The following is a 10,720-nucleotide window of genomic DNA, read 5'->3' as shown; positions in this document are numbered from 1 at the left end:
GTTCAGTTGCAGGCAGAAGGTGTCCTCGCCGGCCAGGTGCTCGGTGCGCGTGGCCCGTTCGCCCAGCAATGCGGCCAGCGGGAACCACTTCGAGCATCGAGGAACGGGTCATGCGGGCGATCACCGCCAGCGGGATGGTGCCCAGCACGATGGCGGGCAGGATCAGGTGCATCACCGCGTCCTTGAACGCGCCTTCCTCTTCGCTGAGCAGGGTGTCGATGAGCATGAAGCCGGTTTTCGGCTCGATGTCGTAGAGCAGGTCGATGCGCCCGGAAACCGGGGTCCAGCCCAGGCTCACGGAGAAGAACATGATGAGGATCAGGCCCCACCAGAAGATCGGCATCGAGTAACCGGCCAGGGAAATGCCCATCACCCCATGGTCGAACAGCGAGCCGCGCTTGAGGGCGGCGATCACCCCGGCCAGCAGGCCGACGATACCGGCGAACAGCAGCGCGGCGAAGGCCAGTTCCATGGTGGCGGGGAACAGGGTGAGGAATTCGTTCCACACGCTCTCGCGGGTACGCAGCGATTCACCCAGGTCGCCCTGGGCGAGCTTGCCGATGTAGTCCAGGTATTGGGCCGGCAGGGGTTTGTTCAGGCCAAGGCGCTCCATGGCCTGGGCGTGCATTTCCGGGTCGACCCTGCGTTCGCCCATCATCACTTCCACCGGGTCGCCGGGGATCAGGCGTATGAGCGCGAAGGTCAGCAAGGTGATGCCGAAGAAGGTCGGTATCAGCAGGCCCAGGCGTCGGGCAATAAAACTCAACATCGTTGGAGGTACCTCATCAGCCGGTCAAGGCAGTGCCGCCGATGCCAGGCTCGTGGCCTGTGCGCTCGGCGGTCGTTGTTTTTCTCTACTTCACCTGGGTGGTGGCGAAGTTGTTATTGGTCAGAGGGTTGATCTGGTAACCCTCAACGTTGCTACGCATGGCCGCGAACAGCTTGGGGTGGGCCAGGCTTATCCACGGTTTGTCTGCATCGTACACCGCCAGGGCCTGGCTATAGAGCTTGGCGCGTTCATCGTTGTCGCTGACCCGGCGGGCCTCGGTGATCAACTTCTGGAAGTCAGAGTTGCACCAGCGCGCATAGTTCTCGCCGGTTTTCGCCGCATCGCAGCTGAGCATAGGCGTGAGGAAGTTATCCGGGTCGCCGTTGTCGCCCGCCCAGCCCGCCGACACCAGGTCGGCTTCGCCGTTCTTGGCGCGGCGCAGCATCTCGGCCCATTCCATTACCCTAATATCGAGCTTGAGGCCGATCTTGGCCAGGTCCTGCTGCAACAGCTCGGCGGACATGCGCGGGTTGGGGTTGGTCTGGCCGCCGTTGTTGCGGGTGAACAGGGTGATGGTGGTGCCCTCCGGCACGCCGGCTTCCTTGAGCAGGGCGCGGGCCTTGTCGAGGTCGTGGGGCGGGTTACGGTTCTCGGTGTTGAAGCCGATCATGCTGGGCGGGTAGGGGTTGATGCCGACCAGCGCATTGCCCTTGCCGAACAGTTGGTCGATGTGGGTCTGGCGGTCGAAGGCGATGTCGATGGCCTGGCGCACGCGCACATCGCTCAGGTACTTGTGCTGGGTGTTCATGGCGATGTAGCTGGTGATCAAAGCTTCCATCTCGGCGATCTTCAGCTTCGGGTCGGCCTTGATCGACGGCACGTCGTCAGGCTTGGGGTACAGCGCCACCTGGCATTCGTTGGCGCGCAGCTTCTGCAGGCGCACGTTGTTGTCCGGGGTGATGGCGAAAATCAGCCCGTTGCTTGGCGGCTTGCCACGGAAGTAGTCCGGGTTGGGCTTGTAGCGCACCTGGGCGTCCTTGCTGTAGCGCTGGAAGATGAACGGCCCGGTGCCGATCGGCTTGCTGTTGAGCTCGCCGGTCTTGCCGGCCTTGAGCAACTGGTCGCCATACTCGGCCGAGTAGATCGAAGTGAAGGCCATGGCCAGGTCGCGCAGGAAGGGCGCCTCGGGGCGGGTCAGGGTGATGACCACGGTGTGCTCGTCGGTTTTTTCCACCGACTTGAGCAGGTCCTGGAAGGCCATGCTCTCGAAATAGGGGTAGCCGACGCTGGTCTTGTCGTGCCACGGGTGGTTCTTGAGGAACTGGCGGTTCAGGCTCCACAGCACGTCGTCGGCGTTGAACTCGCGGGTGGGCTTGAAGTAGTCGGTGGTGTGGAACTTGACGCCTTCACGCAGGTGGAAGGTGTAGGTCAGGCCGTCGGCACTGATATCCCAGCTTTTCGCCAGGGCCGGCTGGATCTCGGTGGTGCCGGGCTTGAAGTCGACCAGGCGGTTGAACACGGTTTCGGCCGAGGCGTCGGCGGTGACCCCCGTGGTGTACTGGACGATGTCGAAGCCCTCGGGGCTGGCTTCGGTGCACACCACCAATGGCTTGGCCGCGACATGGGACGCGGCGCCGAGTATGACTGCTGCCATGGCAGCACGTAGCGGTAGCGATGTCATGGAACCTCCCTGCACTGAATGTTCCAGCGTAGACGCCACGGCCCGCGATGCGCGCAGGCCGTGGCGTCATACGGTCAGAGGATGTTGAACGGAATGGTGGTGACGATACGCAGCTCGTCCAGGCTGCCGTCGGCCTGGGCCTTGCTGGCGCGGTGAGCGGTGTAGGTGGCGCGGATGGTGGTGTCCTTCAGCGCGCCGCTCTGCACGGCATAGGTGGTGCCGATGCCCCACTCGTAGTGGGTTTCGCCGTCCATGCCGTTCACGTCGTAGGCGGTGCCGCGGTAGTGGGTACCGTCGATGCCCCAGCCGCGGGCGTTGTACAGGTTGAACTTCAGGCCCGGTACGCCGTATGGCGCCATGTTCAGCACGTAGGAGATCTGCAGGGATTTCTCGTTCGGGCCGTTGAAGTCCGACAGCAGGGAGTTGGCCAGGTAGATGCCGTTGGTCTCGTGCAGGTAGTCGAAGTATTCGTTGCCGTTCACTTGCTGCCACGAGGCGCTCAGGGTGTGGCCCTGGTGGGTCAGGCCGAACGACAGGCTGTAGGTGTCGTTGTCGATCTCACCCATCTTCTTGCTGCCTTCCTCCACGGTCTTGTAGTAGTTCAGACCGGTGGTCAGGCTCAGTACCGCGCTGTCGCCCAGTACGTGGTTGGCGCCGAAGTAGTACTGGTTCCAGAAGTCGTCGACCTTGGTGGCGTACAGGCTGGTGGTGAGGCTCTTGAACGGCTGGTAGTTCACACCGGCGGTGCTGGCGCGGTCGGTTTCAACGCCCGTGGCGCTGTATTCGCTGCGGAACTTGCTCAGGCTCTGCTCGCTCCGTGGCGAGACGCGGTCGAAGCTGGCGAAGTCGAACGACAGGTTGTCGAACTCGGCGCTGTGCAGGGCCGCACCCTGGAAGGTCGACGGCAGGGCACGGTTGCCGATGTAGGCCAGCATCGGGGTGTCGAGCGACTGGCGGCCGACGGTCAGGGTGGTGTTGGAAATGCGTGCCTTGACGTTGGCCAGGCCTGCCTTGCTCCACTGGTCGACCGGTTCGCCGTCGCTGTGGGTCAGGGTGCGGTTGTTCGGGCCGGCGATGGCCGCACGGCCACGTTCCAGGGCCAGGGCGTTGAACACTGCGACTTCGGTGGCGAAGCCCACGGTGCCCTGGGTGAAGCCCGAGCTGTAGTTGAGGATGGTGCCCTGCACCCAGTTGTCACGGCTGTGGGTCGGTACGCGGGTGACGCCGTCGCCTTTGTAGTAGCGCCACAGCGGTGCGCGGGTGGCGCGTTCGCGGGCGTACCAGTTGCGGGTGGTACCCGACAGGCTCTGGCCGTCGAAGAAACCGGTGGCTTCGGCCTGCTCGCTGCTGGACTTCAAGCTCAGCGGGAAGAAGTCCTGGCTCACGGGGTCAGCGTGGGCCATGGCCGAGAACGCGCCGATCGACAACGCCAGTGCGGTGATTTTGTACTGTCTCAAGGTTGTAGCTCCCTTACGGCTTTTTTTAGTTATCGCCCGGCCTCGAGGGCTGGGCTTTTGGCGGTTAACACGGTGTTGCAAACGTTTGCCTGGGTTCCTTTAGGCAAATTCGGGCTGCACGCAGGCGCAGACATGCACGGGGCATGTCTGGCCTGCGAGGCGGGTTCAGTCGACGCTGACGCCAGCGAAGTCGTTGCGCCCGAAGGGGCTGACCTTGAAGTCGGTGACCTTGGCGCTGATCGGTTGGTTGACGGTGGAGTGGGCCACCGGGGTGATCGGCACTTGTTGCTTGAGGCGTTGTTGCGCCTGTTGGTAGAGGGTGGTGCGCTGCTCCTGGTCGGAAACCTGCTTGGCCTTGGTGACCAGTGAGTCGTACTCAGGGTCGCACCAGCGCGAATAGTTGTTGCTGCCGACGGCGGCGCAGCCGAACAGGGTCCCCAGCCAGTTGTCCGGGTCACCGTTGTCGCCGGTCCAGCCGATCAGCGCGATGTCGTGCTCGCCGGTTTTCATGCGCTTGAGGTACTCGCCCCATTCGTAGCTGACGATGCGCACTTTCAGGCCCAGCTTGTTCCAGTCCGACTGCAGCATCTCGGCCATGAGCTTGGCGTTGGGGTTGTAGGGGCGCTGTACCGGCATGGCCCACAGGGTGATCTCGGTGCCTTCCTTGACGCCGGCGGCCTTGAGCATTTGCTTGGCTTTCTCGGGGTCGTAGGTGGCGTCCTTGATGCTGTTGTCGTAGGACCATTGGGTCGGCGGCATGGCATTGACCGCCTTCTGCCCGGCGCCCTGGTACACCGCGCTGATGATCGCGTCCTTGTTCACCGCCATGTCCAGTGCCTGGCGTACTGGCAGCTGGTTGAACGGTGCGCGTTCGGTGTTGTAGGAGATGTAGCCGAGGTTGAAGCCCGCTTGTTCCATCACGTTGAGCTTCTTGTCCTGCTTGAGTGCCGGAAGGTCCGCCGGGCGCGGGTTCAGGGTCACCTGGCACTCGTCACGGCGCAGTTTCTGGATACGCACCGAGGGGTCGACGTTGATCGAGAACACCAGGTTGTCGAGCTTCACTTCCTCGGGCGCCCAGTATTGCTTGTTGCCCTTGTAGCGGATCTGCGAATCCTTCTGGTAGCGCTGGAACACGAACGGGCCGGTGCCGATCGGTTGCTGGTTGATGTCGCTGGGCTTGCCGGCCTTGAGCAGCTGGTCGGCGTATTCGGCCGAGAGCACCGAGGCGAAGCTCATGGCCAGGTTCTGGATGAACGCGGCATCGACGGCGTTGAGCGTGAACTTCACGGTCATCGGGTCGATCTTTTCGATCGACTTGATGTTCTTGTCCAGGCCCATGCTGACGAAGTAAGGGAACTCGGTAGGGTAGGCCTTGCGGAACGGGTGTTCGCGGTCGTGCATGCGCTGGAAGGTGAACAGCACGTCGTCGGCGTTGAAGTCGCGACTTGGGGTGAAGTCTTTGTTGGCGTGGAACTTCACGCCTTCGCGCAGGTGGAAGGTGTAGCTCAGGCCGCCGTCGGCCACTTCCCAGTTCTTGGCCAGGCCCGGTTGCACGGCGGTACCGCCGCGTTCGAATTCCACCAGGCGGTTGTAGATCGGCTCGGCGGCGTCGTTGTCGGTGGCGGCGGTGAACTGGGCGGTGTCGAAGCCAGCCGGGCTGCCTTCGGAGCAGAACACCAGGTTCTTGGCGAGGGCCATCGGAGTGTTGGCCAGAAGGCCCAGGCCGAGTACAGCGGATAGCAAGGTCAGGTGGTGCATGGCAATTCCTTTGTCCGGTTATGGGGTACGAAGCTCGAATCGGGGCAACAGAAGGCCGTTCCTGACGATAGGTACGTCAGGATGCGGTTTACAGGTTCTAAAGGCTTCTGTTGGCCCGGGAGATTTCCGGCTGAGACAGAGAAATTTCCTACTGCCTCTGCGTGAACGTCATCGCCCTGTCGGGGTTAAGGCCGACAGGGCGATGCTGTCCGTCATTTCTCCACGCTTACCCCATAGAAGGAGTTCAGGCCGAATGGGCTGATCTTGAAGTCCTTCACCTTGGCGCTCATCGGTTGGTAGACCGTGGAGTGGGCGATAGGGGTCATCGGCACCTGTTCCTTGAGGATGTGCTGCGCCTGCTTGTACAGCTCGGTGCGCTTGGCCTGGTCGGAGGTGGCCTTGGCCTGCTTGATCAGGTCGTCGTAGGGCTTGTAGCACCATTTGGAGAAGTTGTTGCCGGCCAGTGCGTCGCAGCCGAACAGGGTGCCCAGCCAGTTGTCCGGGTCACCGTTGTCACCGCTCCAGCCAATCAGCATGGCGCCGTTCTCGCCACCTTTGGAACGCTTGATGTACTCGCCCCACTCGAAGCTGACGATCTTGGCCTTGATGCCCACCTTGGCCCAGTCGGCCTGGAGCATTTCAGCCATCAGCTTGGCGTTGGGGTTGTAGGGGCGCTGTACCGGCATGGCCCACAGGTCGATCTCGGTGCCTTCCTTGACGCCGGCTTCCTTGAGCAGCTGCTTGGCTTTCTCAGGGTCGAACGGGGCGTCCTTGATGGTGGTGTCGTAGGACCACTGGGTCGGTGGCATGGCATTGACCGCCAGCTGGCCGGCACCCTGGTACACGGTCTCGATGATCTTCTGCTTGTCGACGGCCATGTCCAGCGCCTGGCGCACCTTCAGCTGGGCCATCGGGTTGGGCTCGTTGCTGCCCTTGATCTTGTCCATCACGTTGTAGGCGATGTAGCCGAGGTTGAAGCCGGCCTGGTCAGGCATCTGCAGCTTCGGGTCGGCCTTGAGCGGCTGGATGTCCGCCGGACGTGGGAACAGGGTGACCTGGCACTCGTTCTTCTTCAGCTTCTGCATGCGCACGGAGGCGTCGGTGCTGATGGCGAAGATCAGGTTGTCGATCTTCACGTCCTCGGGCTTCCAGTAGTCCTTGTTGCCCTTGAAGCGGATCTGCGCGTCCTTCTGGTACTTGTTGAACACGAATGGGCCGGTGCCGATCGGCTTCTGGTTGATGTCGGCGGCCTTGTTCTGCTTGAGCAGCTGGTCGGCGTATTCGGCGGACTGGATCGAGGCGAAGCTCATGGCCAGGTTCTGGATGAACGCGGCGTCCACTTCGTTGAGGGTGAAGCGCACGGTGTGCTCATCGACCTTCTCGACCTTGGCGATGTTCTTGTCCATGCCCATGTCGGTGAAGTACGGGAATTCGGTGGGGTAGGCCTTGCGGAACGGCATGTCCTTGTCGAGCATGCGGTTGAAGGTGAACAGCACGTCGTCGGCGTTGAATTCGCGGCTCGGCTTGAAGTACTCGGTGGTGTGGAACTTGACGCCTTCGCGCAGGTGGAAGGTGTAGGTCTTGCCGTCGGCTGCCACTTCCCATTTGGTTGCCAGGCCCGGGATCACGGCGGTGCCGCCGCGCTCGAACTGGGTCAGGCGGTTGAACATGGTTTCGGCCGAGGCGTCGAAGTCGGTTCCGGTGGTGTATTGCCCTGGGTCGAAGCCGGCCGGGCTGCCTTCGGAGCAGAACACCAGGCTGGAAGCGGCGAGGGCGGAAGGAGCGCCGGCGAGCAAGCCTGCGCCGACCAGGAACGGAATGACTGCGTGTTTGAGCATTGTGGCCTCATTGTTGTCATTTTTGGTTTGAGGTGGCCTCGTGAGCCGACCTGCGGATACTTATGCAGGGGGTGTACCCAATGCAACACTCGAAGGGATAGGCGGCACCCAAAAGGTGGCACGGACGTACATCAATGTCGCATTGCTGTAATTTTGACGCGGGTTGAACGTTTGCGCGCGTCAAGAAACTTTCTTTTGCGCAATATTTCGATGCAAATGAGGTGAAAGATTGCGCTGATTTGGTGCGCTGGACCTATCCGAATGGATGGCCGGAGAGTGGCGAAATAGAGGCTTTGCGCCATCAGGCGGCACCTTTCCGGGGCGCCACCTGATGAAAAACGCGGTTACTGCATTTGTACTTCGATCAGACCGTCGGCGTTCATGCTGACTTCGCTGGTACCGGCTTCGATGTCTGGCGACGGCGCGGCTTCGTCGGCGCCCATGGCTTTCATCGCCATCGGTGCGCTGCGCAGGTAAGGGCGTGGGTAGCCGCTGCTGTTGAGGTTCAGGCTGACCACCTTGTAGCCCTTGCCGCCCAGTGCCTCGGTGGCCAGCTGGGCGCGGGCCTTGAAGGCGTTGACCGCATCCTTGAGCAACTCGTCCTCACTGGCCTTGCGGGTGGTTGGGGCGATGGAGAAGTCCATGCCGCCCATCTTCAGGTCAGTCAGCAACTCGCCGGTGAGCTTGGACAGGGCCGGGAAGTCGGCGCTTTCCAGGCGCAGTTCGGCGCGCTCGCGCCAGCCGGTGATCTTCTGGCCCTTGGTGTCGTAGATCGGGTAGCTGTTGCGGCTGCCCTGGCTGATCTTCACTTCCTTGACGCCACGGGCCTGCTGCACGGCCTTGTTCATGGTCTCGGTGATCTGCTTGGCGAGCTTGCCCGGGTCGGTGTTCTGCGCTTCGCTGTACAGGGTCACCACCATCAGGTCGCGCGCCACTTCCTTGCTGACCTCGGCACGCAGCGACACCTGGTTGTAGCGTGGCTCGTCGGCGGCCAGGGCCGGCAGGCTGGTGAGCAGGCCACAGGAAAGGGCCAGGGCGGCGCCGTGACGGGAAATTTGCATGTATGACTCCTTGAGTGAAAGCGTGGAGTGGACGTCCGTTCCACGCATGGCCGATCAGACCGGAAACAGTGTAGTGGGTTCAACAGTGCCATCATCGAGCTGTGACAAACTGTGGCGCTTTGCCGCATCGCTACAGCGAGCTTCCTGGCTTGGGTATACTCCAGGCGTTTTTTTGCAGCACTGATCGGGAGAGCTCATGCTCGCCGCCGCACATCCGTTGTCCGCCACCCGCCAGAACCTCTGGCGCCTGACCGTCATCCGCATCCTGGTGCTGGCCGCCCAGGCCGGCTCCGTGGGCGTGGCCTACTGGACCGAACTGTTGCCACTGCCGTGGCTGTCGCTGGCCGCCACCCTGGCGCTGTCCTCGCTGCTGTGCGCCTTCACCGCCTTGCGCTTGCGCCTGTCGTTGCCGGTCACCGAACTCGAATACGCCTTCCAGCTGGCCTGCGACCTGTTGATCCACAGCGCCTTGCTGTATTACTCCGGTGGCTCGACCAACCCCTTCGTCTCCTATTACCTGGTACCGCTGGCGATCGCTGCGGTGACCTTGCCCTGGATCTATTCGCTGGTGCTCTCGGGCATCGCCCTGGCGGCCTACAGCCTGCTGCTGGTGCAGTTCTACCCGCTCGAGACGCTGCCGATGGCGCGGGACAAGATGCAGGTGTACGGCATGTGGCTGAGTATCGCCCTGGCCGCAGCGGTCATCACCTTCTTCGCCGCACGCATGGCCGAGGAATTGCGCCGCCAGGAGCAACTGCGCGCCGAGCGCCGCGAAGACAGCCTGCGCGACGAGCAGCTACTGGCCGTGGCCACCCAGGCCGCCGGCGCCGCCCACGAGCTGGGCACGCCCTTGGCGACCATGAGCGTGCTGCTCAACGAGATGCGCCAGGACCATTCGGACCCGCAGTTGCAGGAAGACCTGCAAGTGCTGCAGGACCAGGTCAAGCTTTGCAAGCAAACCCTGCAACAGCTGGTGCGTGCCGCCGAGGCCAACCGGCGTATGAACCTCCAGGAGCAGGACGTCACCGCCTGGCTCGACGAAGCGCTCAACCGCTGGCACCTGATGCGCCCCGAAGCCAGCTACCGCTTCCAGCGCCTGCGCGACGGCACAGTGCCGCGCCTGACACCGCCGCCCGACCTGACCCAGGCCCTGCTGAACCTGCTGAACAACGCCGCCGATGCCTGCCCGGATGACCTCGAGGTGCGCCTGGACTGGGACGCCCAGGACATCCTGATCAGCATCCGCGACCACGGCCCCGGCGTGCCGGTGGCCATCGCCGAGGCCATCGGCAAGCCATTCTTTACCACCAAGGGCAAAGGCTTCGGCCTGGGCCTGTTCCTGAGCAAGGCCAGCGTGACGCGCGCAGGCGGCTCGGTGAAACTCTATAGTCATGAGCAGGGCGGCACCCTGACCGAACTGCGGCTGCCCCGTGGCACGCGAGGAGAAGAACGATGAGCGAAGAAAACCTGGTCGAAGGCGAAGAACTGCCGCACCTGCTGCTGGTGGACGACGACGCCACCTTCACCCGCGTCATGGCCCGCGCCATGAGCCGCCGCGGCTTTCGCGTAAGCACGGCGTCGAGCGCCGAGGAAGGGCTGGTGGTGGCCCAGCAGGACCTGCCGGACTACGCCACGCTCGACCTGAAGATGGATGGCGACTCGGGCCTGGTACTGCTGCCCAAGCTGCTGGAGCTGGACCCGGAGATGCGTGTGTTGATCCTCACCGGCTATTCGAGCATCGCCACGGCGGTGGAGGCGATCAAGCGCGGCGCCTGCAACTACCTGTGCAAGCCGGCCGATGCCGACGATGTGCTGGCGGCGCTGCTGTCCGAGCATGCCGACCTCGATACGCTGGTACCGGAGAACCCGATGTCGGTGGACCGCCTGCAATGGGAGCACATCCAGCGCGTGCTGAACGAGCACGAGGGCAATATCTCGGCTACCGCGCGGGCGCTGGGGATGCACCGGCGGACCTTGCAGCGCAAGTTGCAGAAGCGGCCAGTGCGGCGCTGAGCGGCAAGATGATCCAGGATCGGCGGTGGCTCCATTCGCGGGCAAGCCCGCTCCTACAGGGGCGCTGGGAAACCGGTAGGAGCGGGCGTGCCCGCGGAGAGGGCACCGCCGCTTTTAAGGGCACCACCACGCGCCATCCCTTG

General features: G+C 63.1%; 8 protein-coding genes. 2 read left to right on the top strand and 6 right to left on the bottom strand.

Annotated features, from left to right (window positions below; all coding sequences use genetic code 11):
- The 6 genes from ACQKPE_RS24485 to ACQKPE_RS24460 form a co-directional block, all read right to left on the bottom strand.
- A partial coding sequence (locus ACQKPE_RS24485) for an ABC transporter permease subunit (protein WP_427669250.1) occupies positions 1–769 on the bottom strand: 769 nt, incomplete at its 3' end.
- An 85-nt stretch (positions 770–854) separates the two neighbouring features.
- Positions 855–2,450 carry an ABC transporter substrate-binding protein gene (locus ACQKPE_RS24480; RefSeq protein WP_427669249.1) on the bottom strand — a complete coding sequence of 532 codons (1,596 nt, stop codon included), beginning with the start codon at positions 2,448–2,450 and terminating at the stop codon, positions 855–857.
- Between the two features lie 74 nt (positions 2,451–2,524).
- Complete coding sequence (locus tag ACQKPE_RS24475) at positions 2,525–3,853, bottom strand: OprD family porin (RefSeq protein ID WP_427669251.1); 1,329 nt, start codon at positions 3,851–3,853, stop codon at positions 2,525–2,527.
- A 219-nt stretch (positions 3,854–4,072) separates the two neighbouring features.
- Positions 4,073–5,665 (bottom strand): ABC transporter substrate-binding protein, encoded by a 1,593-nt coding sequence (locus ACQKPE_RS24470; protein WP_427669248.1) that lies wholly within the window; start codon positions 5,663–5,665, stop codon positions 4,073–4,075.
- A gap of 212 nt (positions 5,666–5,877) precedes the next feature.
- Positions 5,878–7,503, bottom strand: coding sequence for an ABC transporter substrate-binding protein (locus ACQKPE_RS24465; RefSeq protein WP_427669247.1), 1,626 nt, complete (start codon positions 7,501–7,503; stop codon positions 5,878–5,880).
- 344 nt (positions 7,504–7,847) lie between these two features.
- Positions 7,848–8,564 carry an SIMPL domain-containing protein gene (locus ACQKPE_RS24460; RefSeq protein ID WP_427669246.1) on the bottom strand — a complete coding sequence of 239 codons (717 nt, stop codon included), beginning with the start codon at positions 8,562–8,564 and terminating at the stop codon, positions 7,848–7,850.
- Between the two features lie 196 nt (positions 8,565–8,760).
- Here ACQKPE_RS24460 and ACQKPE_RS24455 point away from each other — a divergent pair, with 196 nt between their 5' ends.
- Both ACQKPE_RS24455 and ACQKPE_RS24450 read left to right on the top strand, forming a co-directional pair.
- Positions 8,761–10,020 (top strand): ATP-binding protein, encoded by a 1,260-nt coding sequence (locus ACQKPE_RS24455; protein WP_427669245.1) that lies wholly within the window; start codon positions 8,761–8,763, stop codon positions 10,018–10,020.
- On the top strand, positions 10,017–10,577 hold the full coding sequence (locus ACQKPE_RS24450) for a response regulator transcription factor (protein WP_427669244.1): 561 nt from the start codon (positions 10,017–10,019) through the stop codon (positions 10,575–10,577). The genes ACQKPE_RS24455 and ACQKPE_RS24450 overlap by 4 nt, the downstream gene beginning before the upstream one ends.
- Positions 10,578–10,720 lie beyond the last annotated feature (143 nt).

Source organism: Pseudomonas sp. NPDC089554 (assembly GCF_050280645.1).
In the GTDB taxonomy this organism is placed as follows: domain Bacteria; phylum Pseudomonadota; class Gammaproteobacteria; order Pseudomonadales; family Pseudomonadaceae; genus Aquipseudomonas.
Note: the sequence above shows the minus strand (reverse complement) of the source record. Positions and strands in the feature narration are given on the sequence as shown.

Bases quoted from the DNA above. Each gene is read 5' to 3' on its own strand.
- ACQKPE_RS24455 (WP_427669245.1), top strand. From the start codon at position 8,761: ATGCTCGCCGCCGCACATCCGTTGTCCGCCACCCGCCAGAACCTCTGG.
- ACQKPE_RS24450 (WP_427669244.1), top strand. From the start codon at position 10,017: ATGAGCGAAGAAAACCTGGTCGAAGGCGAAGAACTGCCGCACCTGCTG.
- ACQKPE_RS24460 (WP_427669246.1), bottom strand. From the start codon at position 8,564: ATGCAAATTTCCCGTCACGGCGCCGCCCTGGCCCTTTCCTGTGGCCTG.
- ACQKPE_RS24480 (WP_427669249.1), bottom strand. From the start codon at position 2,450: ATGACATCGCTACCGCTACGTGCTGCCATGGCAGCAGTCATACTCGGC.
- ACQKPE_RS24470 (WP_427669248.1), bottom strand. From the start codon at position 5,665: ATGCACCACCTGACCTTGCTATCCGCTGTACTCGGCCTGGGCCTTCTG.
- ACQKPE_RS24475 (WP_427669251.1), bottom strand. From the start codon at position 3,853: ATGGCCCACGCTGACCCCGTGAGCCAGGACTTCTTCCCGCTGAGCTTG.
- ACQKPE_RS24465 (WP_427669247.1), bottom strand. From the start codon at position 7,503: ATGCTCAAACACGCAGTCATTCCGTTCCTGGTCGGCGCAGGCTTGCTC.